Source organism: Kitasatospora sp. NPDC022856 (genome assembly GCF_055561235.1).
Map to the genome: position 1 here is coordinate 1 of NZ_JBVHHE010000065.1, position 23,072 is coordinate 23,072.

The following is a 23,072-nucleotide window of genomic DNA, read 5'->3' on the forward strand; positions in this document are numbered from 1 at the left end:
CCAGCACCACCCGCCACACCCGCCCACCCGGGCACGACAACGCCGCTGCACCCGACCACCCGGTCCGGTCCAGCGGCGTCGTGGCACACCCGGACGGCGCCGAGCCGCTCACGCGGAGGGGCACCGGCCGACTCGACCCGGGGCGCTCCCGCACCGGGCCCGGCGCCGCGCGATCAACGCATCATGTAGACGCTGTCCATGAATTCGATGATCTGCTGGTCCGTCAGCCGGTGGCCGTCGCGGTGGCCCATGGCCAGGTCGGCCTCGCTGATCATGCCCACCAGCCGGTCGCCGTCGATCACCGGGATGCGCCGGATCTGGTGCTGCTCCATCTTCTTCAGCACCGCCTCCATGGAGTCGTCGGCGCGGACGCAGTGCAGGTGCCCGGCCAGCTCCATGGCGGTCATGTCCGCCGGCTCCTTGCCCTCCGCGATACATCGGACCACGATGTCGCGGTCGGTGATGATGCCCTTCAGCTTCTGGTCGTCGCCGCAGATCGGGAGAGCGCCGACGTTCATGTCCCGCATCATCATGGCGGCTTCGGCGAGCGTCTGGTCGGCGCGGATGCACTGGGCACCGGTGTGCATGATCTCTCGGGCAGTGGTCACTGGGACTCCTTCGCAGGTCTTCCCCCCGAGCACCGGGTGTTCCGGTGCGCTCACCATAAGCAACACGCCGGGCGCCCGCGAGCCAGCACGGCGGCGCCCCCGGCCCGCCGGGACCGGCACCGGGAGCGATACTGGGGGCGTGACGCAGGACCTCCCCGGCCCGGTCGACGAGTCCGTACGGGCCCGGCCCGCCAGCGCGCTGCGGCCGTACGTGGCCTGGTACTCCGGCTACCGCCAGCGCGGCCTGGCACCCGCCGTCCACCGGGGCCTGCCGTCCCCGTACCTGACCTTCATCCTCACCCTGGACGAGCCGCTGACCGTCGCCGGCCACCCGGATCCGGCCCAGCCCGGCGGCGACTACGCCACCCTGCTCGGCGGGCTGCACACCTCGCCCGCCCTGATCACCCACGACGGGCGGCAGTCCGGCGTCCAGATCGCCGTCCACCCGCTGGCCGCCCGCGCCCTGCTCGGCCTGCCGGCCGGGGAGTTGGCGGGCGTGGACGTGCCGGCGGACGCCGTGCTGGGGCGGGCGAGCGGGCGGCTCCAGGAGGAGCTCCAACTGGCCGCCGGCTGGCCGGAGCGGTTCGCCGTCCTGGACGGCGCGCTGCTGCGCGCCGCCCGTCCCTCCGGGCGGGTACCGCCCGAGGTCGTCCGCGCCTGGTCCGAGCTGCGGCGCAGTGGCGGGTCGCTCCCGGTGTCGGCGCTTGCGCGGGAGACCGGATGGAGCAGCCGGCACCTGCGGAGCCGGTTCCGCCACGAGACCGGGCTGACCCCGAAGGCCGCCGCCCGGGTGATCCGGTTCGACCGCGCCCGGCACCTGCTGGCCGCTGCGGGCCCGGCGCCCCGGCTGGCGGAGCTGGCGGCCCGCTGCGGCTACTTCGACCAGGCCCACCTGGCCCGCGAGTTCCGCGCGCTGGCCGGGTGCGCGCCCAGCCTCTGGCTGGCCGAGGAGGGCCCGGACGCGGCGAAGTTCCGAAACGTCCAAGGCGGCCCGGGGGCGGCCGCGCCAGAGTGGGGGTCGTGAGAGGGACCCGAACCGCCCCGAGGAGGCAGATCCCCATGAACGAGAAGACTCCCGCCCCGCAGGTGTGGCCCAGCCTGCGCGCCCGCGACGCCCGTGCCCTGATCCGCTTCCTGGTGGAGGCCTTCGGCTTCGAGGAGGTCGTCGCGTACGGCGAGGGCGAGTTCGTCGCGCACGCCGAGCTGGCCTGGCCGGAGGGCGGTGGCGTGATGCTGGGCTCCGACCGGCCCGAGGCCGGGGGCGGCGAGCCCTGCCCCGGGCAGCCGGGCGCCTTCAGCGCGTACGTGGTCACGGCGGAGCCGGACGCCCTGCACGCGCGGGCCGTGGCCGCCGGGGCCCGGATCACCAAGGAGCTGCACGAGACCGAGTACGGCTCGCGGGACTTCGCGGCCGCCGACCCGGAGGGCAACCAGTGGTACTTCGGCACCTACCCGGGCTCGCCCCGCCCGTCGGCCGGCTGAGGCGGTGGCCGCGGTGACGGCCGCGGGGCCGGCGGGGCCCCCTACGGGGGTGGCGGGCCCCGTCGACCGGCTGCGGGCGCTCTGCCTGGCGCTGCCGGAGGTGTCCGAGCGGGTCAGCCACGGGGAGCCGACCTGGTTCGCCGGGGCCGGGCGGCGGGCCCGGGTGTTCGTGATGCTCGCCGACCACCACCACGACGACCGCCTCGCCTTCTGGTGCCCGGCTCCGGCGGGCGCCCAGGAGTCACTGGTCGCCGAGGCGCCGGAGCGGTACTTCCGGCCTCCGTACGTGGGCCACCGCAGCTGGGTCGGGGTGCGTCTCGACGGACCGCCGGTCGACTGGGCCCGGATCGAGGACCACGTCGGGGACGCGTACGCGCTGGTGACGGGGCTCCGTTGACGGGCTCACAGAACTTTTAGGTCGACTGACCTATTCTTTCCCCATGAACCTCTCCCCGGACGTCCACGACCACCTGACCCACGATCCCGAGGGTCCCGTCCTGCTGGTCGGCGGCTACGGCACCGTCGGCGCCGAGCTGGCCCGGCTGGCGGCGCCCGACTGGCCCCTGCTGCTCACCGGCCGCTCCGAGCAGCGCGGGGCCGCGCTCGCCCAGGAGCTCGGGCAGCCGGCCGGCACCCCCGCCGTCACCGTCCGCCGCTGGGACCTCGCCGACCCGGCGCCCTTCGAGGCCGCCGTCCGCGCCGTGGTGGGGGTGGTCAACGACCCGGACGACCGCGTGCTGCGGGCCGCCGTCCGGGCCGGTGTGCCGTTCGTGGACGTGACCCGCTGGACGGCCCGGCTGCAGCGGGCCGCCACGGTGGCGGCGCTGCTGCGCCCGAGCAGCCCCGTGCTGCTCTCCTCCGCATGGATGGGCGGGGTCACCAGCCTGGTCGCGGCCGCCCTGGCGGAGCGGCTCGGCGGCGCCGAGCGGGTCGAGACCGCGATCCGCTGGGACCTCGCGGACCGGGCCGGCGCCGACTCGGTGGAGTTCATGGACCGGCTCGGCCTGGACTACGAGGTGGTTCGGGACGGCCGCCGCCGGTCGGTGGCCCCGCTCAGCGGACCGCGCACCGTACGGATCGGTGACGACGCCACCAAGGTCGCCGGGATCGACACACCGGAGCAGTTCACCCTCCCGCTCACGCTCGGTACGACCACCGCCACCACCCGGATCGGCTTCAGCTCCCCGCTCAGCACCGCGGCGCTGCTGGCCGCCAAGCACACCGGACTCTTCCGCTGGGGCCGGGGCGACCGCTGGGAGCCGGCCCGGCGCGCCCTGCTGTACTCGCCCGGCGAGGGCCGCGTAGCCCGGCTGCGGATCGACGTCGGGCACGGCGGGGCCGGGCTGGGCGCGGTGGTCGAGGACCGCTCCGGGCAGGCGCACCTGACGGCGGTCGGCGCCCTGCTGGGCCTGCGACGGGTGCTCGGGACGGACGGCGCGCCGGCTCCGGCCGGGGTGGCGTTCCCGGAGCAGACGCCCCGCCCGGGGCGGGTCGTGGCCGACCTCGCGGCCCTGGGCGTCACGGTCGACGTCCGGAGCGAGCGGGCGGCGGTGGCGGCGTGAGCGGCAAGGGCGAGCAGCGGCGCGCAGAACTCCTGGACGCGGCCGAGGACCTGCTGGTGACCGCGGGCGGCACCGAGCTGTCGATGCGGGCGGTCGCGGCGGCGGCCGGGGTCCGGCTGGGGCATCTGCAGTACTACTTCCCGACGCATGCCGCGCTGGTGGCGGCCGTCCTGGGGCGGGTGCTCACCCGGTCCGCCGAGCGGCTGGCGCCCCTGCTCGCCCCGGCGACGGCAGCGACGGCGGACCCGGCGGGCGCCGGGGCGGCCGAGGCCGCCGACCGGACGGCACAGGCGCTGATCAGCGCCCTGCTGGCCGAACAGGAGGACGCCCGGCTGGTGCGGCTGTTCGCCGAGGTCTGGGCCTTCGCCGCCCGGGACGAGGCGGTGGCGGACGCCGTCCGCGCCTTCTACGCCGACTACCGGGCCCGGATCGCGGCCTTCCTCGCCGACCGCCGGCCCGACCTGCCGGAGGCAGTCGTCCAGGGCCGCGCCCAGGTGTTCCTGATGCTGGTCGAGGGCGCCTCGCTGTTCCGCTCCGGCCTCGCCGGGGTGCACGAGCCGGCCGCCGACGAGGAGCTGCTCCGGACGGCCCGTAGCCTGCTCGCGCCGTAGCGGGCGGGCGGGCAGACTGGCTGCGCGGGCCCGGCGAACGGGCGCGCGGTCCCGGCGCAGCTCGGAGGCGGCCATGCCGCAGATGGTGGTGGACGGGCGCACGATCGCCCTCTCGCACCTGGACAAGGTGTACTACCCGCGCACCGGCACGCTGAAGGGGGACGTGCTGCGCTACTACGCGGCCGTGCACACCGTGCTGCTGCCCCATCTGCGGGACCGTCCGGTCTCCTTCCTGCGCTGTCCGGAGGGGGTCGAGGGCGAGGCGTTCATCGCCAAGAACCCGCCCGCCGGGACACCCCGCTGGGTCCGCACCGTGGAGGTGCCGAGCAGCTCCGGGGACCTCCGGCAGGTGGTGCTGGACGACGGTGCGGCGCTGCTCTGGGCGGCCAACCTGGGCTGTCTGGAGCTGCACGTGCCGCAGTGGCACGCCGCCGCGCCCGGGCTGGCGGACCGGCTGGTGCTGGACCTCGACCCGGGCGAGGGCGCGTCGGTGCTGACCTGCCGGACGGTGGCCGGGCTGCTGCGCGAGCGGCTGGCGGCGGACGGCCTCGACTGCTGGGTGAAGACCTCCGGTTCCAAGGGGCTGCACCTGCTGGTGCCGCTGGAGCCGACGCCCAGCAGCAAGGTCTCCGCCTACGCCAAGGCCCTCGCGGCCGCGCTGGAGGCGGCCCATCCGGACCTGGTGGTGCACACCATGGCGAAGGCGCGCCGGGCCGGGCGGGTCCTGGTGGACTGGTCGCAGAACAACGCCAGGAAGACCACCGCCGCGCCCTACACCCTGCGGGCCCGGCCCCGGCCCACGGTGTCCACGCCGGTCTCCTGGGCGGAGCTGGAGGCGGCCGGATCGACGGCGGACCTGACCTTCGACCTCGCCGAACTCCCGGACCGGCTGGCGGAGTTCGGGGACCTGCTCGCACCGCTCCTGGAGGGTGGACGGGCCCGCCCGCTCCCCCCGCCGGCGTCGGCGCCCTCCTCGCCGGACGAGCCACCGGCCGGCCGCAGCGACCCGCCGCGCAGCAGCACCCGCACGCGCACCCGCACCGACACCGGTAGCGGCACCGGCTCCCCGGTGGTGCTGGAGCCGCCCGTCGAGGTGATGCGCCCGGCCGCCGTGACCGCCGTCCCGCCGTCCGACGGTCTCGGCGGCTCCGGCGTGCAGTACGAGCTGAAACTGGACGGCTTCCGCTGTGTGGCCTTCGCCCGCGGGGAGCGCCCGGCGTTCCTGCAGTCCCGGTCCGGGCGGGACCTCGGCGCGGAGTTCCCCCCGATCGCCGCCGCCGTGGCCCGGCTGCCCGCCGGGCTGGTGCTGGACGCGGAGCTGGTCGCCTGGCGGGACGGCAGGTTCGCCTTCGAGGAACTGCTGCGCACCCGGGAGGGCCGGGCGTCGGACGGGGTGGCGCTCGGGCTGGTCGCCTTCGACCTGCTCGCGCTGCCCGGGCGCGACGTCCGCCGACTGCCGCTCACCGACCGGCGACGGCTGCTGCTGGCCGCGCTCGACGGCGTCCCGCCGCCGGTCCAGCCGGTGCTGGCCACCACCGACCGGACGGAGGCGCTGAGCTGGATGGAGCAGCTGGCCGACACCGGCGTCGAAGGGCTGGTCTGCAAGGCCGCCGGCTCGGCCTACCGGGCGCGCGGCGCCGGCCGGCTCTGGGTCAAGTACCGGCGCAGCGACACCGTCGACGCGACCGTCCGCGCGGTCGTCGGAACGGCCGCCCGGCCGCAGGCGCTGGTCCTGGAGCTGGACGACGGCCCGGTGCTGCTCTCCACGCCCCGGCTCACCGCGGTGCAGGCGCGGCAGGTGGCGGAGGCGGTGGACGGACTGCTGGGCGCACCGGTGCGCGACCCGGACCACGGCAGCCTGCGGCCGCTGACCGGCCCGCTGCGGGCGGAGGTGACCGTCACCGGCCGGCCGCCGGCGGCCACCTTCGTCCGGCTGCGGGGCGACTGATCCGCGCGCCCGGGGCCGGGATCACCCCCGGGGCGGCCGGCCGCCCCCGCGCGCCTCGACGACGGCGGGCGGGGGGAGGGCGCGGACGTGCGCCCGGGGGCAGTCCAGGTGGACCACCAGCTCCAGATGGTCGATCCGGGCCACCAGGGCGACCGGCACCGGGACCCGGAAGCCCGGTACCCACGCCCCGGCATCGACCAGCAGCCGGGCGCCGGTGTCCCGCTCGACCCGCCCGAGCGGACCGTCGGTGCCCTCGACCTCGTAGCCGACCAGGGTCTGGTCGGCGGCATGGTGGGAGCCCGGACGGTACTCCCGCAGGTCGGTGGTCATGGTGCTCACGCCTCCGGCCGGTCCCACGGCCGGCGCTCGCGGCCCTCGGGCCGGTCCCGGCCGTCCGGGCGTTCCCGCCCGTCCGGGCGTTCCCGCCCGTCGGGGCGGTCGCCGCCCAGCAGGCCCTCCGGGGGGATCCCGGCCGCGCGGCGGCGCCGCCGCAGCAGCAGCGCCACCACGGCCGCGACGGCCACGCTGACCGTCCAGACCAGTACCACGGCGGTCAGTACGGGCACGGTCGGGGTGCGCACGCCGATGCTCAGGCAGATCGCGGACATCACCAGCGCCGTCATCACCACCCCGGCGGGCAGCCGGTGCCACAGGCGACTCAGCCCGCCCCGGACCCGCCCCGGCTGTTTGACCCCCATCGTGCTCAACCGCCGGTTCAGGCGGGCGTCCTGGCGCAGATCGCTCTCGATCTCCTCCAGGAGACGCCGCTCCCGTCCGCTCAACGCGGGTCCGTCCATCTCGGTCACCTCCGACGCTTCCGGTGACGCCGTCCTCGTCTCCGGGCGGATGCCCGGTCGGGGTGTACGTCAACCGCTCCGGCCGGCCGGTGCGGCCGGAGCCGTCGGGCGGCAGTCGCCGAAGGCCCGGGGCCGGGCCAACAGGCTGTCGTCCAACACGCGCAACAGGGCGGCGGCGTCGCGGTGCACCTCGACCGCGCCGGCCGCCCGCAGCTCGGACCGCGGTCCGGCCTCGCCCGCCACGGCGACGCACGGGACCCGCGCGCGACGCGCCATCAGCACCTCGCGCAGGCTCGCGGCGACCACCACCGCGTGCTCGGGCCTGCCGTCGACCAGGCCGAGGGCCGCCCGGACGGGCTCGTCACCCGGGGCCGCCAGGGCCAGGACCGGTACCTCGGCCGGCCCGGGCCCCATCACCAGGACCGTCCAGCCTCGCGCCGCGCACTCGTGCAGCAACGCTTCGGAGCCGGGTGACGCGGTGCGCCAGTCGGTACCGAAGAGTGCCGCCGAGATGACCGTCATGGCCCACCGTCCCCGTTCCGCACCGCGCACGGACGCGCCCTTCCAGACTAGGCCCGTACCCCCGCCGCGCGCCCGGGCACGGCTGCGCCGGGGCCGGACCGGGAGGACCGGTCAGCGCAGCGGCGGCTCGGGATCGGTGGCGAGGCGGGCGTGCAGGTGCTCGTCCTGGTAGCCGCCGTCGCCGTAGTGGTGGGAGGCACGCAGGGTGCCCTCGGCGGGGTAGCCGCAGCGCTCGGCCACCCGGCAGGAGGTGTCGTTGCCGACCGCGTGGGCGATCTCGATCCGGCGGGTCCCGGCCGTGGCGATGCCCCAGCCGGTGACGGCCCGGACGGCCCGGGTCGCGACGCCGCGCCCGCGGGCGGCCGGGAGGAGCCAGTAACCGATCATCGCGAGCCCGTCGGCGCGGTCGACCCAGCGGAGCGCGCAGTTGCCGAGCAGCGTGCCCCCGGCGGCGCCGACCACCGCGAAGGCGGCCGTGGCGCCGTCGGCCCAGCCCGCGTCGCAGCGGTCCAGGTAGGCCTCGGCCCCGGCCGGGTCGGTGGCGCGGAGCGGGTTCCACCGGGCGATCTCCGGATCGGCGGCGGCGGCCAGCAGCCCGGGCACCACCCCGCCCCGGACGTCGGTCAGCCGGCCCCAGGGGTGGAGCTGGATGTCGCCCAGGTCGAGGATCACGGCGGTGAAGCCGCGCCGGTCGGGGGTGGTCTCAGTGGTACTCATCGGGCCTTCCTATCCCGGACCGGGTGGGCGCGCCAACGAATTTCGCGCCCGGCCGGGCCTCCCGGCGGCGGAGGCCCGGCGGGCGGGTCCGGCGGGCGGGCCCGGCGGGCGGGCCCGGCGGGCGGCTCCGGCGGGCGTCAGATCCGGGCGAGGTACCCGTGGTCGACGAGCCAGAGCACGTTCAGCCGGGCCGGCCCGTCCGGCACGAGCCCGGCGTCGAGCTGGTACTGGAGGCCGAGACCGGGCTGGCCGAACCACGGCGCGATCGGGCCGGCGTGCACCTTGAACGGCTTGAGTACCTTGTAGTCGTGGTAGTTGCAGCTCGGCGCCGGGGTGCTGTCGAGGCTCTGCGGGGGGATCGAGCGGCTGGCGTAGGGCAGGCCCTCGGGGGCGAGGAAGGCGCCGTACTCGCTGCCGTAACGGTCGATGTTCTGGTTCGGGTACAGGGTGACCTCGACCTCGACCGGGGTGCCGTCCGGGAGCGTGAGGTAGCCGTCGGCCGGCGGGTAGATCCAGCCCGGGCCGCCGTTGTTCGCGGTGGCGCCGTAGTAGGTGGCGAGGAACGTGTCCTCGGGGAGGCCGCCGGTGCGCCGGTAGCCGATCAGCTCGCGGCCGACCGGGCCGGTGCGCGGCAGGTCCTCGGGGCCGAGGCGGGGGTCGCCGTGGTGGTCGGCCGCCGAGCACGCGTCGGAGGGGGTGGCTTCGGCCGGGTCGGCGGCGGACGCCGGAACGGCGGGGGCGAGCAGGGCCACTACCGCGGTGAGCGGCGCGAGAAGCAGGCGAAGGCGAAGGTGCACGGTGTCTCCGTCGGATCGGCGTCGTGCGGACCGGAGCATGGTCTGTCACCCTCCGTGTCCGTGTCGCCGCCCAGACAAACGGATCACCTGACCCCCCGTCAACCGGAACGGCCCACGACACCACCCGCCCCCCGGATCCGGCCAACCGGCGCCCGCCCGGCCCTAGGGGCGCGCAGACTGGAGGGTCACGCCCCCGGGGCGACCGGCCGTCGGTCAGCGGCTGCTGGGTGCCAGCTTGCCGAGGGCGTGCACCACCCGGTCGAGGGCGTCGCGGGAGTTCGGCTCGGTGAGGTTGACCATCAGCCGGAAGGCCACCTTCAGCAGGGCCGGGTGGCCGAGGCCGAGCGCACCGGCGGCGCCGAGCAGCCGGGGGCGGCCGAGCACGTCGGCGACGAGCCGGCCGAGTGCGAAGTAGCCGTCGTAGGCGGAGCGCAAGGCCTGCGGGTAGCCGCGCAGGGCGAGTTCGCGGCCGCGGTCGGTGCGACGGGCCAGCGCCTGGACGACCGTCTCGGCGGCGTACCGACCGGACTCCATCGCGTAGGCGATGCCCTCGCCGGTCGCCGGGCTGACCGTCCCACCCGCGTCACCGACCAGCAACAGGCCGTCGGCGTAGTGGGGTTGGCGGTTGAGGCCCATCGGGAGGGCGGAGCCCCGGACGGGTTCGGTGACGCCCTCGGGGGTGTAGCCGTACTCGGGCGGCAGCGCGGCGCACCAGCGCCGCAGCAGGTCGCGCCAGTCGAGTTCGCCGGCCACCGCGGCGGTGTCCAGCACGCCGAGGCCGACGTTGGCGGTGCCGTCGCCCATCCCGAACACCCAGGCGTAGCCCGGCAGCAGGCGTCGCGCCGGGTCCTTCGGGTCGCGCAGGTCGAGCCACGCCTCCAGGTAGCGGTCCTGGTGCCGCGGGGTGGTGAAGTACGTCCGGTAGGCGACGCCCATCGCGCGGTCGGTGCGGCGGTAGCGCTTCATGGCGAGGGAGAGCCTGGTGGAGTTCCCGTCGGCGGCGACCACCAGCGGCGCGCGGTAGTCGACGGGCCGCCGGTCCTCCCCCAGCCGGGCCGTCACACCGGTGATCCGACCGGTCCTCTCGTCGACCAACGGGCCCGCCACATTGGCGTGTTCGACCAGCCGGGCACCCGCCGAGGCGGCCCGGCGGGCGAGCAGCTCGTCGAAGTCCGCCCGCCGCCGGACGAGTCCGAAGGAGGGGAAGGCCGACAGCTGCGGCCAGTCCAGCTCCAGCGTGCGCCGGCCGGAGACCAGGCGCAGCCCCCGGTTGTGCAGCCAGCCGGCCTCCTCCGAGACGTCGATGCCGAGGTCGACCAGCTGCTTGGTGGCACGGGGTGTCAGGCCGTCGCCGCAGACCTTCTCCCGGGGGAAGGAGGACTTCTCCAGCAGCAGCACGTCGAGCCCGGTCCGCGCGAGGTGGTAGGCGGCGGTGGAGCCCGCCGGGCCGGCGCCGACCACGATCACGTCGGCGCCGTCCTCCGGGCGGCCGGTGGCACCGGCGGCGGACAACTGCTGCTCTGGGCCTGGCATCTCGCACTCCCACGTGGTCATCGGATCGGCTGCGGACTCAGCGGACTCAGCGGACTCAGACGATAGGGACAGCGGCCACCGTGCCGCGCCCCGACACGCGGGCCCCGCCCCGATCGCCGGTCGTTGCGGCCATCGGGGCGGGGTCGGCGCCACCGCGTCAGAGGCCGCCGTTGACCACCGCGCTGGAGACCGCGCCGAAGCGGACGTTCCACTTGTCGAGGATCTTGTCGTACTCGCCGCCGCGGATCACCTGGTCCAGCGCCTTGGCGACGGCGTCCCGCAGGGCGGTGTTGTCCTTGGCGACGGTGATGCCGTAGGGGCCGGACTGCAGGAAATGCGTGTTGGCCAGCTGGAACACCCCGGCCCGGCCCGGCTGGGTGGTGTTGTACTGGGCCACCGGGTAGTCGTTCAGATCGGCGACCGCGGCGCCGGAGGCCACCTCGGCGAGCGCCTGCTCGTCGGTGTCGAAGCGGTGGATCTGCAGGGGCTTGCCGATCCGCAGGCAGGCCGCGGTCTGCCGGCCGGCCAGTTCGTCCTGGACGGTGCCGCGCTGGACGGCGACGGTCCGGCCGCAGAGGCTGTCCAGCGTGGTGAGGTTCAGCTGGTTGCCGGCCTTGACCACCATCGAGGTGCCGGTGGCGAAGTAGTCGACGAAGTCCACGCCGGGGTCGGCCTGGTGCCCGTCGTCGGCGGCGCCGAGCTGGCGCTGCTTGGTGTCGATGACGGCCGACATCGCCAGGTCGAGCTGCTTGGCCTGGACGGCCGGGATGAGCTTGTCGAACGGCATGTCGGTGAATTCGACCCGGAGGCCGAGGTGGGAGCCGATCGCCCTGGCGAGCTCCGGGTCCAGCCCGGCGGGCTCGCCGGCCGGGTCCTTGAAGTCGACCGGCGGGTAGGTCAGGTACGAGCCGATCTTGAGCACACCGGCGTCCCTGACCGCCTTGGGGAGGCGGGCGCGGAGGTCCTGCTGGCTGCCGGGCTGGGCGACGGGGGCGCTGCCGCAGCCGGAGAGCAGCAGCCCGCCCGCGCCGAGCGCGGCGGCGCGCAGCGGTACCCGGGAGCGGGTGCGGGAGCGGGTGGTCGGGGAGGTGGGGTTCGGTCCGGACGGGGGTACGGCGAAACGGGTGCGGTGCATCGCGGTGCGTCTTCTTCGCAGGTGAGGGGGAGCAGGCAGGGAGACGCCGCGCCGGAATGGCTGCCGGGGTACGGAGCGCGGACCTCGTCGCCGTGTGCCCAGTCGGGCCACCCTGGGGTGAGGGGGTGGCCGGTCGGCGGAGGTCCGCCGTCGGGGGCGGTCCGGGCCATCCTCGCACGCCGCCCCGGCGGGCCCGGGCGGCGGGTGGGCGGACGGCGGCCCGGCGGACGTGCCGACGGCGGTCCGGCGACGCCCTCGTCGCCGGACCGCCGGTTCCACCCGCTTCGGCCCGCTTCGGCCCGCTCCCGCCCGGCCCTCGCCCGCTCAGGGATTGATCGCGAGCACCACGTACGCCGCCAGCACCGAGAGGTGGACGGCACCCTGCAGCGGCGTCGCGCGGCGCGGGATGACGGTGAGCGTGCCGACCGCGACGGTCAACACGAGCAGCACCAGGTGCGTCGGCCCGAGGCCCAGCTCCAGCGGCCCCGGGAGCCAGGCGGAGGCGATCGCGACGGCCGGGATGGTCAGGCCGATGCTCGCCAGCGCCGAGCCGAGCGCCAGGTTGAGGCTGGTCTGCACCCGGTTGCGCAGGGCCGAGCGCAGCGCCGCGATGGTCTCCGGCAGCAGCACCAGCAGGGCGATCACCACACCCACCACGGAGGACGGCAGCCCGGCCGAGTAGACGGCGGACTCGATGGTCGGCGAGACGCCCTTGGCCAGGCCCACCACCGAGATCAGCGCCACCGCCAGCAGGGCCAGGCTGACCCGGGTCGCGCGCATGGTCGGCGGATCGGCGTGGTCCTCCTCGTCGAGCACCTTTCCCTCGGGGGTGACCGGCAGGAAGTAGTCCCGGTGGCGGAAGGTCAGGGTGGCCACGAACAGCCCGTACAGCACCAGCGAGGCGGCCGCCGCGAAGGCCAGTTGGGCGGGCGCGAACTGCGGTCCCGGCGAGCTGGTGGTGAAGGTCGGCAGCACCAGGCTGAGCGTGGCGAGGGTGCCGATGGTGGCCAGCGCCGCGCCGGTGCCCTCGGCGTTGAAGACCGCCACCCGGTACTTGACCGCGGCCACCAGGATGGAGAGGCCGAGGATGCCGTTGCAGGTGATCATCACGGCGGCGAACACGGTGTCCCGGGCGAGCGTCGCGGCCTTGTCCCCGCCGTCCGCCATCAGGGTCACGATCAGCGCCACCTCGATGACGGTGACCGCGACCGCCAGCACCAGCGAGCCGAACGGCTCCCCCACCCGGTGCGCCACCACCTCGGCGTGGTGCACCGCGGCGAGCACCGCGCCGGCCAGGAAGCAGGCCATCACGCCCACCACCCAGCCGGGCAGGTCGCGGTGCCAGGTGAGGACAAGGACGACGAACGACACCACCGGGACGACGACGGTCCACCGCGTGGTGGCCGCGCGGAGCTTCGTGATCATGCGGCCGAGCATCGCATTGCCGGGGCCCGGTAGCCGGGCAACCCCGCCGGTGGGGCGGCACGGATGTGGTCGGGGTCATACCGTGTCCGAACCGTTCCGGGCCGCTCAGCCCCCGTACTCCGCGAGGTAGCCCAGCACCCTCGCGACGTGCGGCTTCACCCGGTCGGGGACGCCGCCCGCGTCGGCGACGGTCTTGTCGCTGGTCCGGTAGCCGGCGGTGATCAGGGCCGGGAGGTCCCGGGTGTAGCCGCGGCGCTTGAGCTGCTGGTCGAGCCAGCAGACGTAGTTGCCCATCGAGACGATCGCGTCGGCCGGGTCCATGTAGTCCTTGGTGCCGTCGTGGTCGCCGTCCTGCGCCCAGGCGTTGAAGACGGTGGGCGTCCACATCGCGACGCCGTACTCGCCGGTCTCCGGGCGGGCGGCCTCCGGGTCGAAGCCGCTCTCGGCCTTGAGCATGGCCGCCAGCAGGGCGGGGGTGACCTCGGGCTCGGGGCAGCGCCGGGCGGCGTCCTGGATCGGGCCGCGCAGCGCCTCGGGGATGTCGGAGCCCGCCGGGATCCCCCCGGCCGGGGCCAGGGCGGCGGTCGCCGAGGGTGGCGCCTGCGGCGCTCCCCCGGAGGGCGGGCCACCGGACGCCGGCGCGGCCGGTGCGCCCGGCGCCAATCCGGCCGACGCCCGGTCGGACGCCCGGTCGGCTGCCCGGTCAGACGGCTCCGGGCCGCCCGCGAGCAGCAGCACGGCGGCGACCAGCGCGGCCGGACCGGCCCCGGCGAGCAGCCGGCGAGCGCGCTCCGGGCGCGGCGCCCGCACCGGGCCGCGCGCCCCCGGAGCACCGGCGGGCCCGGGCGCCGCCGCCGCCGCGAGCAGCGCGACCCGCAGGGCGGCGAGGTCCACCCGCCCCCGCTCCGCCCGGTCCGCGGTCAGGCAGGCCGCGACGGCCGGGCGCCAGCGCGCGGGCAGCGCGTCGTCCAGCCGCAGCGGCGCCACGCCGCGCGCGTAGGCCTGCGCGGCGAGCGCGCGGGCCCGGGCGGTCGCCCCGAGGAACGGGTGCAGCCCGCCGGTGAGCAGCTGGTGGGCGAGCACCCCGAAGGCCCAGATGTCGGCGCTCGGCCGCACCGCGACACCGCGCGCACCGGTGCGCTGGGACCACCACTCGGGCGGCACGTGGTCGGGCGAGCCGAGCGGCGGGGCGTAGGCGTGGGTGCCCTCCAGTTCGGCGGTGAGGCCGAAGTCGGCGAGCCGGGCGGTGCCGTCCGGCATCAGCAGGATGTTGCCGGGCTTGAGGTCGCCGTGCACCCAGCCCGCGGCGTGCATGTGGGCGAGCCCGGCGCAGACCCCGGCCAGGATCCGCTCGGCGTCGGGGACGGGCGTGTGCGGCCGGGCGGCGGCGAGGACGTCCTGGAGGCTGCGCTCGGCACGTTCCATCACCAGCGCCAGTGCGCCGTCGAGCCCCGGGTGCGCGGGGTCGGCGACGGTGAGGACGGCGAGCGTGCGGATCAGGTTCGGGTGGTCCGCGCGTCGGCCGAACCGCATCTCGCTGCGCGCGAGCTGCGCCATGGTGCGGCGCTGGCCGGGGCTGAGCCGGGCCGGGCAGAGGAACTTGACCGCGAGGTCGGCCGGTCCGCCGCCCGGCCGATGGGCGGCGTAGACGCTGCCCCAGGCACCGGCGCCGAGCGGCTCGGCGACGCGGTACCCGGCCACCGTGTAGCCGGCCGGGACGTCGAGGTGCGGCGGGCCGGGCCGGGCGGGCGCGGGCACGGCGGATCAGCCGCCCCGCCGGGGCGGGAGCAGGGCCAGATGCTCCTCCCGGACGAGGTCGAACCGCAGGGCCAGCGCGACGAGCTCCTCCCGCTTGCCACCGGCCCGGGCGGCGTCGTCCGGCGCCTCGTCCAGCGTGTCGCGCAGCCGTAGCTTGGTGGCCACCAGGTAGTCGATGTGGTAGTTGACGGCGGATCGGGTGAGCCCTCGACAGGAGGGCAGCGAACGCAGCCGGGCCAGCACGTCGGTGACGCCGGGGACGACGGCGGCGGAGGGCGAGCGCAGTCGCGGCTCACAGAGGGCGAGCAGGACGAGGAAGTACTTGGAGGTCGGGTCGAGGGCGAACGGACTGACCGTCATCTCGCCCTCGGAAGCTGCCGGTTCGCCCTCCAGGTAGGCGTGCTGGGGTGCGAACACCTTGAAGGCGACCTGCTCGCCGAGGGCCGGCAGGAGCACCCGGGAGAACTCGAAGGGCACCGGTGCGCCGAGCCGGCCGGGAGCCACCTTGACGTGCTCGCCCGCCCCTTCGAGGTTCTCCACCACGTACGTCGCGGAGGTGCTGAAGTTGGAGAGCCGCCAGTAGTCCTCGGCGGCCGTGACCTCGCCGGCGCGGCGCGAGACGCCCCGGTCGGCGAGGGGGATGGCGGGCGGGCGGCCGGGCTCGCCGCGCCCGAACTCCGCGACCTCGCCCGGGCCCAGGCGCAGCAGCGCGGGCCTGCCGGGCGGTGCGGAGCGCCCACCGGGCGGGCCGGGCCGCGCGCCGATCGGTGCGGGCCGCCCGCCGGGCGGGGCTTTCGGGCGGGGTTCGGGCAGTTGCACGATGACCGTGTCCACGCAGGCCACCTCCGTAGGTCGCGTCGATCGTAGCCGTCCGAACGGCTTCGCGCCGGTCCGCCACCCGTACGAGTGAACGCCGGGGCGGCGCGGGGCGGCCGGGGTCGTCGGGGCGTCAACCGGACTGTCCTGACATCGACTTGGCGAGCCCGCGGACCGGCTCACGACGGGGTCGGCCGGGCCGGTCGCCGACGCGCCGCGCGGGGCGCCCTCCGGGCCGGTTCGCCCTGCCGCCCGGGGTCGCTCACGACCGGAGGCCGATCCGCCGGTTGCGGTGCGTAGTTGAACGGTCACCTTGAGTGTGACGCAGCACACATATGGCATGCCCACGAAATGTGCAAGACTCATCCCACGGAGTGAGATTCCCTTGATTTCCAAGGAGGTTCATATCATGCGCGCTCGGATCGCAGCCCTGATGGTCGCGGTGGCAGGGATCACGGCGTCGATGGCCACCCCGGCCTCGGCGGCGTCGATGACGAACGGGACCGGTGAGGTGGCGTGTATCGCCGCCGTCAACCGGCCCTGCGTATGGCTGGAGAAGGACGGCGGAGGAGTCGTCGGGGTGGCGCACGTCTCGCCGGCCTCCTCGACACAGCTGACGGTGGTTCAGGTCGAGGTCAGGACGCAGCGGGCCTGGGGCAGCCCATGGGTCACCGTCGCGTCCGCGACCACCGTCACCAAGGGGTACGCCAAGGCCGTGACGCCGCGCGTGGTCACCGAGGATCTCAAGATGATCTGCGCGGTCGGCGGCCCGGCCCTGGAGGCCGAGCACCAGGTGACCACCTGCACCGCCCCCTTCTGATCCACCGGAGAACCCCGCGGTGCCCCGCCACGCGTCGCCGGGACGCCGGTCGCCGGGGAGTACGGGGAGTACGGGGGATCCGTGAGCCGGGGCCGTCGGGCCCCTCTCCGGGGCCGGCCGCCGGGTCCGCAACCGGCGGCCGGCCCACCCCCGCGCGGCACACCGCACCCCGGCGGACCGGCTCCACCCGCTCCCCCGGCACCACCGGCGGCCACTCAGGAGACTCCCGGCCCGCACTCGGGCCAGGCGCGCGCCGACAATGCGCCAACCTGCCCCCCGAAACCCGCCCGCCGTGCGCAACCCTCTTCGGAGCATGGGATTTTGCACTATCTTGGCAATTCGGGGAGCGGGGCGGGCCGCCCACCCGGCAGAGGTGCGCCCGTGCGGGCGGACCCTGCCCGTGTGCCATGCCCGACTCCCGCGCCGCAGCGCCGATGGCAGTCGCTCACGGCAGTGCTCACGGGGAGAAGGGGGAGCGTGTCGATGCCCGAGGGGACCACGCGTGCGACCGGGGCCGGTGACGGTCCGAGCAGCAGAGGCGCCGGCCCGACGACCGGGGCCGCGCCGCCGCCGGTCGGGGGGGCCGGAGCCGCCGCTCCCCCGCCCGGCCGGCTCGCCGGGCGCCGGAGCAGCGTCGACGCCGCGCTGCGCAACTCCCCGCTGCAGCCGCTGTTCCGGCTCGCCGCCACCCGCCGTCTCGCCGTTCTCGCCTACCACGGCGTGGACGACCCGCGGACCTTCGCGCTCCAGATGGCCCGCCTGGTCCGGATCGCCCGCCCGATCTCGCTGCCCCGGGTCGAGCAGGCCGTCCGCTCCGGCCGTCCGCTGCCACCCCGCAGCGTGCTGGTCACCTTCGACGACGGCGACCGGACGGTGCTCACCGAGGCCCTGCCCGTGCTGACCCGGCTCCGGATCCCGGCCGCCGCCTTCGTGGTCACCGAACTCATCGACGGCGACCGGCCGTTCTGGTGGTCCGAGGCCGCGTTCCTGGCCTCCCGCGGCGGCACCGCGCGCAGCCTGGCGGGCTGCCCGCCCGGCGCGGTGGTGCGCCGGCTGAAGACCCTGCCCGACCGCGACCGCCGCACCGCCCTCGCCGAACTGCGCGAGAGCGCCCGGGCCCGCGCGCCCCGGCAGGAGCAGCTCACCCGGCACGACCTGCTGACGCTCCACCGCTCCGGGGTGGCGATCGGCAACCACACCGTCGGCCACCCCTGCCTCGACCAGTGCGAGGACGACACCCTCCGGGACGAGATCACCACCGCCCACCACGCGCTCACCGGCTGGCTCGACGACGAGGAACCCACCGCCTTCGCGTACCCCAACGGCAACCTCGACCAGCGCGCCGAGCCCGTGCTGCGCCGGCTCGGCTACCGGGTCGGCTTCCTGTTCGACCACCGGCACGACCGGCTGCTGCCCGGACGCCCGCTGCGAATCAGCCGGCTCCGGGTGAACTCCACCACGAGCCGGGACAGGTTCGACACCATTCTCTCGGGGCTGCACCCGGCCGTGCACCGGTTGCGCGGCGGCGCCTGAACACCACCTGGGGGACGGGGCGTTGGAGATCACGGCGAACAGTGCGGTCGGTGCGGCGCCCGGACCGGTCCGGTACCGGACGGCCGCGCTGCCGGCGCGGGTGCTGGACGGCTGGCGGGAGCTGGCGGCCGCCGATCCGGGCGGCTCCTGGTTCACCACGCCGGAGTGGGCGCTCTCCTGGTGGGAGACGCTGGGCGCGCGGCAGGGCGGCGGCGAGGTCACCGTCTGGCGCGAGCCGGACGGCCGGGTGAGCGCCGTCGTACCGCTGTTGCGCACCCGGCGGCGGCTGCACCCGCGGGCGCCGCTGACCGTCCCCTGTCTGACGGTGCTGGGCTCCGGCCCCGGCGCGGCCGACCACTGCGGCGTCACCGTCGCACCCGAGCGACGGGCCGAGGTGGCCGCCTGGCTGGCCCGGCGCGCCCGGCGGGCGACCCTGCTGCTCACCGATCTCGACCCCGGCCAGAGCGGGTTGCTGCCCGCCGGTGCGGTCGAGGTCGGCCGTACCCCGTGCCCGCGGGTCGACCTCACCCCGGGTGCGGACGCGCTCGGCTCCCGCCAGTTCCGTGCCGACCTGCGCCGCTACGGCCGCAAGCTCGCCGCCGGGGGGATCACCTTCCGCTGGGTGGCGCCGGCCGTGGGGAGCGGCGAACTCGCCGAGCGGATAACCCTGTTGCACACCGTGCTCCGACTGCACCGGCTGCGCCGGTGCGCTCTCGGCCTGCCGACCACCTTCGACGAGGCCCGCGCACCGCTGCACGTGCGCCTGATCGAGCGCTCGGCCGCCACCGGGCGCGGCGAGGGCCCGGCCTTCCTGGTCGCCGAGCGCGCCGGGGAGGTGGTCGGCGCCCTCTACGGGTTCCGCTGGCGGGACACCTTCGCCTACTACCAGATCGGTTGGGACCAGGCCTGGGCCCCGCTGCGGCTCGGCACGGCGGTGATCGCCGAGGCCGTCCGGGCGGCCGCCGGACAGGGCCTGACCACCTTCGACTTCCTGCGCGGCACCGAGCCCTACAAGTACCGCTTCGGAGCCGAGGACCGCGAGGACGTGTCCTGGCTGGTGCCGCACGGTCTCTCCGGCGCGCTGTTCGGTCTCAAGTACCGGGCCAAGGAGGCCCGGCAGGGCTGACCTCGGCACCGCGCCTCCCTAGCGCCGGCCCTTCAGCCAGTCGGTGAGAGCCTCCAGGGCCGGGGCCGGGTCGCGGCGGCCGATGCCGATCCGGAACCGGTCGGTCGGCGTCGGGGTGAGCTCGGAACGGTAGATGCTCGCCGGCAGCAGCAGGACACCGGCCTGCTCGACCAGCGCGGTGCAGAACGCCTCGACGCCGTCCGGTCCGAGGTAGCGCGGGTACGCGACGCAGCCGCCGTCCGGGGCCCGCCAGTCGAACAGTTCGGCGTGCTCGGCGAAGAAGGCGTCGAAGAGCGGCAGGTTCGCGTCGATGATCGCGCGGTTGCGGGCCAGGATGTGCTCCCGGTTCCGGATCGCGATCCGGGCCAGGATCTCACCGGGGGCCGAGTTGCAGATGGTGGTGTAGTGCTTGGCGCGCTCCAGCCGGGAGCGCAACTCCCGGTCGCGGCAGGCGATCCAGCCGATCCGCAGGCCGGGCAGGCCGAGCGACTTGGAGGTGACGTTCAGCGACAGGGCACGCTCGGAGAGGTCGGCGGCCTGCGGCAGGGTGCGGCCCGGGTCGCGCTCCAGGCCGCGGTAGACCTCGTCGCTGAAGAGCCGGATGCCGCGCTCGTCGCAGAGCCGGACCAGGCGGGTGAAGTCGTCGGCCCCGATGACCTTGCCGGTCGGGTTGTTGGGGAAGTTGACCGAGACGACCCGGGTGTTCGGGCGCAGCGCGGCCACCAGCTCGTCGAGGTCCAGCGCCCAGTCGCGCGCCGGGTCCAGCGCGACGCCGGTGACCTCGCAGAGGGAGAGCGGGATCGTCTCGGCGGACTGGTAGTTGGGGGTCAGCACGACGGCGTGGTCGTCGGGGCCGAGCAGCACCTGCATGGCGAGGTTGAGCGCCTCCTGGGCGCCGCCGAAGCAGATCACGTCGTCGGCGCCGACCTGCTCGTACATTCCGGCGACCGCCCGGCGCAGGGCCGGGTCGCCGAAGGTCTCGGTGTAGCCGAGGGCCAGGGTGTCCCAGGCCTGCCGCTCCTCCTGGTCCGCCAGGGCGAGGAGTTCGGACATCGTCATGGTCTGCGCGTCGGAGGCGGTGAGGTGGTGGCGGGCGGTGAACTCCCAGCGGGAGAAGTAGGTTTCGAGCCGGAAGTCGGGGAGCGTGGTCATCACTGGTTCCTCTGCGGTGCGGTGGGGTCCGGTGCCCGTAGCCCGGTCCCGGACCGGGCTACGGCTCGGCCGGGCGTTCGGGTTCGGCCCCGGGTGCGGGTTCGGCCGGGCGTTCGGGTTCGGCGACGGGCTCGGGCTCGGCCCGGAGTTCGGCGAGCAGGGTGTAGACGGTGGAGCGCGAGACCTTGAGCGCGGTCGCCACGGCCGGCACCGCCCGGCGCACCGCGAGCACCCCGGCCCGGTCGAGTTCGCGCAGGACGGCGAGCCGGTCCTCGCGGCCCAGCCGGTCCGGCGGGCGGCCGTGGGCGCGGACGTAGCCGCCGATGACGTCGTTCATCCGCTCCGTCCAGTCGCGCTCGAAGAGCGGCTCGGGCCGCGGCGCGGTGGGTGCGGCGAAGCCGGCCAGCAGGGCGGCGGCCTGCTCCAGCGGTCCGCGGTCGAGGTTGACGCAGAGCACCGCCGAGGCCCGGCCGTCGTCGTCGCGCAGGACGGCGCTGACCGAGGAGAGGCGCCGACCGTCGGGCAGCAGCTTCTCGTACGGCCCGAGGACATCGGCCCCGTAGACCTCGGGCAGGGCAGGGGCCAGGTCGTCCAGCTCGCCGAGCAGCGAGGGGTCGCCGGGGGCGCGGCCGCTCATCGGGTGCCAGATGGCGAGTACCTCGTCCCGAACGGCGTCGTGCAGCACCACCTCGGCGTACGGCCCGAGGAGCAGGGCCACCGCCTGGCAGACGGGCGCCCAGGTCCGGACGCGTGGGTCGGGGGTCTCCGCGGTCATGTCTGGACTGTACGTCCAGTCCGGACGTTCCGTCCAGAGCGACTGTGCGGGGCTGCCACCGCACGGGCGCGCCGGGCGCGGCGCGCCGAAACTCCGGGGGAATGGCCGCAGAATGGGCGCGCTCTCGAAAGGGCCCGGGGGTTCACCGTGCCCGGAACAATTCCGTCCGGACGGCGGCACCGATTCGGAAGGAAGCCGTGGACGGGGAAATGACGAAGGCGAGGAGGTGAATCCACTCCTCGCCGCTACCAAGATATAGCGCACCCCCGGCCTTGCGGCAAGACCCCGGGGCCGCCGCACAATGGTCGACCTGGGCCGGGACCTGCGGCCCTGACGGATCGGCGCCCGTCCACCGCTCCCGGCGCGGGGGCCGCACGACGGCCGGAACTCCCGGCGCAGCTCGCGGACACGGAAATCCGGCACGGGCCGGGGTGTACGCACCACCGGACGGGCGGCGGCCGACCGACCGGAAATCCACTCTCGTTGAACGGGCGTTCTGATGATTGACGTGATCGTGGTCGGCGGCGGACCGACCGGCCTGATGCTGGCGACCGAATTGCGGCTGGCCGGAGTGGAGGTGGTGGTGCTGGAGCGGGCGACGGAGCCGGACGCCCGATCGCGCGGGCGCGGCCTGCACACGCGCAGCGTCGAGATGATGGACCAGCGCGGTCTCCTGGACCGGTTCCTCGCCGCCGGCGAGAAGTTCCGGATCGGCGGCTTCTTCGGCGGCGTCCACAAGGCGTGGCCGGAGACGCTGGACACCGCCCACCCGTACGGACTCGCCGTCTCCCAGACCGCGACGGAACTGCTGCTCGCCGAGCGCGCCCACGAACTCGGGGCCGAGATCCGGCGCGGCCGCGAGGTGGTCGGACTGAGCCAGGACGAGGACGGGGTGGGCGTCGAGCTGGCGGACGGAACGCGGCTGCGCTCGCGCTACCTCGTGGGCTGCGACGGCGGCCGCAGTACGGTGCGCAAGCTGCTCGGCGTCGCCTTCCCCGGTGAGCCCACCACCGTCGATACGCTGCTGGGCGACATGGGGGCGGCCGAGGACCGGGCGACCATCGCGGCCGTCGTCGAGCAGGTCCGCGCGACCCAGCCGCGGTTCGGCGTGGCCCCCGACGTCGACGGGCAGCAGGGAGTGTTCCGCATCATCGTGCCCGCCGCCGGGGTGGCCGAGGACCGGTCGGTCCCGCCGACCCTGGACGAGTTCAAGCAGCAGCTGCGGGCCTTCGCGGGCACCGACTTCGGTGTGCACTCGCCGCGTTGGCTCTCCCGGGTCGGCGACGCCACCCGGCAGGCCGAGCGCTACCGGGTCGGCCGGGCGCTGCTGGCCGGCGACGCCGCGCACATCCATCCGCCGACCGGCGGCCAGGGCCTGAACACCGGTATCCAGGACGCGTTCAACCTCGGCTGGAAGCTGGCCGCCACGGTCAACGGCTGGGCACCGGAGGGGCTGCTGGACAGCTACCACGCCGAGCGCCACCCGGTGGGCGCCGCCGTGCTGGACAACACCCGGGCGCAGATCACGCTGTTGGGGGCCTCCCCGGGCGCGACCGCGCTGCGGAACCTGCTGTCCAGGCTGATGGACATCGAGGAGGTGAACCGCCAGGTGACCGGGATGATCACGGCGGTCGAGGTCCGCTACGACCTCGGCGGGGGCCACGACCTGGTCGGCCGGCGGCTGCGGGACGTCCGGCTGGCGGAGGGCCGCCTCTACGGGCTGATGCACGAGGGCCGGGGCCTGCTGCTCGACCGGACCGGGCGGCTCTCGGTGGCGGGCTGGGCGGACCGGGTCGACCGGGTCGCCGACGCCGGCGCGCAGGTGGACGTGCCCGCGGCGCTGGTGCGGCCGGACGGCCATGTGGCCTGGGTCGGCGAGGACCAGGGCGAGCTGCTCGACCGGCTCGCCGAGTGGTTCGGCGCACCCGTCGGCTGAGCGCCGAAGCGGTGCACGG

At 75.7% G+C, this 23,072-nt stretch carries 23 protein-coding genes and 1 pseudogene; 11 read left to right on the forward strand and 13 right to left on the reverse strand.

All coding sequences use genetic code 11. The features are described from left to right. Positions 1 to 173 precede the first annotated feature (173 nt). Positions 174 to 608: a CBS domain-containing protein gene (locus ACZ34W_RS36245; protein ID WP_329491208.1), complete on the reverse strand. Its 435-nt coding sequence runs from the start codon at positions 606 to 608 to the stop codon at positions 174 to 176. A 139-nt stretch (positions 609 to 747) separates the two neighbouring features. Between ACZ34W_RS36245 and ACZ34W_RS36250 the strand changes: the two genes are divergently transcribed. The 7 genes and pseudogenes from ACZ34W_RS36250 (at position 748) to ACZ34W_RS36280 (ending at position 6,211) form a co-directional block, all read left to right on the forward strand. Further along, entirely contained in the window at positions 748 to 1,632 is an 885-nt protein-coding gene (locus ACZ34W_RS36250) for a helix-turn-helix domain-containing protein (RefSeq protein ID WP_465610402.1), read from the forward strand. Between the two features lie 35 nt (positions 1,633 to 1,667). Further along, on the forward strand, positions 1,668 to 2,090 hold the full coding sequence (locus tag ACZ34W_RS36255) for a VOC family protein (RefSeq protein ID WP_329491206.1): 423 nt from the start codon (positions 1,668 to 1,670) through the stop codon (positions 2,088 to 2,090). Between the two features lie 49 nt (positions 2,091 to 2,139). Beyond that, entirely contained in the window at positions 2,140 to 2,487 is a 348-nt protein-coding gene (locus tag ACZ34W_RS36260) for an MmcQ/YjbR family DNA-binding protein (protein ID WP_465610404.1), read from the forward strand. A gap of 43 nt (positions 2,488 to 2,530) precedes the next feature. Then, on the forward strand, positions 2,531 to 3,652 hold the full coding sequence (locus tag ACZ34W_RS36265) for a saccharopine dehydrogenase family protein (RefSeq protein WP_465610406.1): 1,122 nt from the start codon (positions 2,531 to 2,533) through the stop codon (positions 3,650 to 3,652). Continuing rightward, positions 3,649 to 4,263, forward strand: coding sequence for a TetR family transcriptional regulator (locus tag ACZ34W_RS36270; RefSeq protein WP_465610408.1), 615 nt, complete (start codon positions 3,649 to 3,651; stop codon positions 4,261 to 4,263). The genes ACZ34W_RS36265 and ACZ34W_RS36270 overlap by 4 nt, the downstream gene beginning before the upstream one ends. Positions 4,264 to 4,336: 73 nt before the next feature. Beyond that, positions 4,337 to 5,215 (forward strand): annotated as a pseudogene (gene ligD, locus ACZ34W_RS36275) (non-homologous end-joining DNA ligase); the annotation flags it as partial. Between the two features lie 144 nt (positions 5,216 to 5,359). Beyond that, the gene (locus ACZ34W_RS36280) at positions 5,360 to 6,211 is read left to right on the forward strand and encodes an ATP-dependent DNA ligase (protein WP_465610451.1); all 852 of its coding nucleotides are present in this window, start codon (positions 5,360 to 5,362) and stop codon (positions 6,209 to 6,211) included. A 21-nt stretch (positions 6,212 to 6,232) separates the two neighbouring features. Here ACZ34W_RS36280 and ACZ34W_RS36285 read toward each other — a convergent pair whose 3' ends face one another. The 10 genes from ACZ34W_RS36285 to ACZ34W_RS36330 form a co-directional block, all read right to left on the reverse strand. Continuing rightward, a complete protein-coding gene (locus ACZ34W_RS36285) occupies positions 6,233 to 6,541 on the reverse strand; it encodes a PRC-barrel domain containing protein (RefSeq protein ID WP_465610410.1) in 309 nt (102 codons plus the stop codon). A gap of 5 nt (positions 6,542 to 6,546) precedes the next feature. Beyond that, positions 6,547 to 7,008 (reverse strand): hypothetical protein, encoded by a 462-nt coding sequence (locus tag ACZ34W_RS36290; protein WP_465610412.1) that lies wholly within the window; start codon positions 7,006 to 7,008, stop codon positions 6,547 to 6,549. Between the two features lie 69 nt (positions 7,009 to 7,077). After that, the gene (locus ACZ34W_RS36295; protein ID WP_465610414.1) at positions 7,078 to 7,530 is read right to left on the reverse strand and encodes an HAD family hydrolase; all 453 of its coding nucleotides are present in this window, start codon (positions 7,528 to 7,530) and stop codon (positions 7,078 to 7,080) included. A 111-nt stretch (positions 7,531 to 7,641) separates the two neighbouring features. Then, positions 7,642 to 8,247, reverse strand: a complete 606-nt coding sequence (locus ACZ34W_RS36300) for a GNAT family N-acetyltransferase (RefSeq protein ID WP_329491198.1) — start codon at positions 8,245 to 8,247, stop codon at positions 7,642 to 7,644. A 137-nt stretch (positions 8,248 to 8,384) separates the two neighbouring features. Beyond that, complete coding sequence (locus ACZ34W_RS36305; RefSeq protein ID WP_352290879.1) at positions 8,385 to 9,044, reverse strand: TNT domain-containing protein; 660 nt, start codon at positions 9,042 to 9,044, stop codon at positions 8,385 to 8,387. A gap of 213 nt (positions 9,045 to 9,257) precedes the next feature. Beyond that, a complete protein-coding gene (locus tag ACZ34W_RS36310) occupies positions 9,258 to 10,577 on the reverse strand; it encodes a geranylgeranyl reductase family protein (RefSeq protein WP_329491196.1) in 1,320 nt (439 codons plus the stop codon). A 157-nt stretch (positions 10,578 to 10,734) separates the two neighbouring features. Then, the gene (locus tag ACZ34W_RS36315) at positions 10,735 to 11,712 is read right to left on the reverse strand and encodes an ABC transporter substrate-binding protein (protein WP_359839707.1); all 978 of its coding nucleotides are present in this window, start codon (positions 11,710 to 11,712) and stop codon (positions 10,735 to 10,737) included. 324 nt (positions 11,713 to 12,036) lie between these two features. Beyond that, positions 12,037 to 13,137, reverse strand: a complete 1,101-nt coding sequence (locus ACZ34W_RS36320) for a calcium:cation antiporter (RefSeq protein WP_465610418.1) — start codon at positions 13,135 to 13,137, stop codon at positions 12,037 to 12,039. 105 nt (positions 13,138 to 13,242) lie between these two features. After that, positions 13,243 to 14,895: a serine/threonine-protein kinase gene (locus tag ACZ34W_RS36325; protein ID WP_465610420.1), complete on the reverse strand. Its 1,653-nt coding sequence runs from the start codon at positions 14,893 to 14,895 to the stop codon at positions 13,243 to 13,245. A 6-nt stretch (positions 14,896 to 14,901) separates the two neighbouring features. Continuing rightward, positions 14,902 to 15,729, reverse strand: a complete 828-nt coding sequence (locus ACZ34W_RS36330; RefSeq protein WP_465610422.1) for a serine/threonine protein kinase — start codon at positions 15,727 to 15,729, stop codon at positions 14,902 to 14,904. A 391-nt stretch (positions 15,730 to 16,120) separates the two neighbouring features. Here ACZ34W_RS36330 and ACZ34W_RS36335 point away from each other — a divergent pair, with 391 nt between their 5' ends. The 3 genes from ACZ34W_RS36335 (at position 16,121) to ACZ34W_RS36345 (ending at position 19,190) form a co-directional block, all read left to right on the forward strand. Continuing rightward, positions 16,121 to 16,531 (forward strand): hypothetical protein, encoded by a 411-nt coding sequence (locus tag ACZ34W_RS36335; protein ID WP_465610424.1) that lies wholly within the window; start codon positions 16,121 to 16,123, stop codon positions 16,529 to 16,531. Positions 16,532 to 17,014: 483 nt separating this feature from the next. After that, entirely contained in the window at positions 17,015 to 18,064 is a 1,050-nt protein-coding gene (locus ACZ34W_RS36340; RefSeq protein ID WP_465610426.1) for a polysaccharide deacetylase family protein, read from the forward strand. A 22-nt stretch (positions 18,065 to 18,086) separates the two neighbouring features. Further along, positions 18,087 to 19,190 carry a GNAT family N-acetyltransferase gene (locus ACZ34W_RS36345; protein WP_465610428.1) on the forward strand — a complete coding sequence of 368 codons (1,104 nt, stop codon included), beginning with the start codon at positions 18,087 to 18,089 and terminating at the stop codon, positions 19,188 to 19,190. Positions 19,191 to 19,208: 18 nt separating this feature from the next. Here the strand turns inward: ACZ34W_RS36345 and ACZ34W_RS36350 are convergent, their stop codons facing one another. Together ACZ34W_RS36350 and ACZ34W_RS36355 are read right to left on the reverse strand one after the other, a co-directional pair. After that, positions 19,209 to 20,342, reverse strand: coding sequence for an aminotransferase class I/II-fold pyridoxal phosphate-dependent enzyme (locus ACZ34W_RS36350; RefSeq protein WP_465610430.1), 1,134 nt, complete (start codon positions 20,340 to 20,342; stop codon positions 19,209 to 19,211). Positions 20,343 to 20,400: 58 nt separating this feature from the next. Next, positions 20,401 to 21,117 carry a helix-turn-helix transcriptional regulator gene (locus tag ACZ34W_RS36355; protein WP_465610432.1) on the reverse strand — a complete coding sequence of 239 codons (717 nt, stop codon included), beginning with the start codon at positions 21,115 to 21,117 and terminating at the stop codon, positions 20,401 to 20,403. A 499-nt stretch (positions 21,118 to 21,616) separates the two neighbouring features. On the opposite strand from ACZ34W_RS36355, the gene rox reads away from it, so the two are divergent. Next, a complete protein-coding gene (rox, locus tag ACZ34W_RS36360; protein ID WP_465610434.1) occupies positions 21,617 to 23,053 on the forward strand; it encodes a rifampin monooxygenase in 1,437 nt (478 codons plus the stop codon). The last annotated feature ends 19 nt before the right edge of the window (positions 23,054 to 23,072 follow it).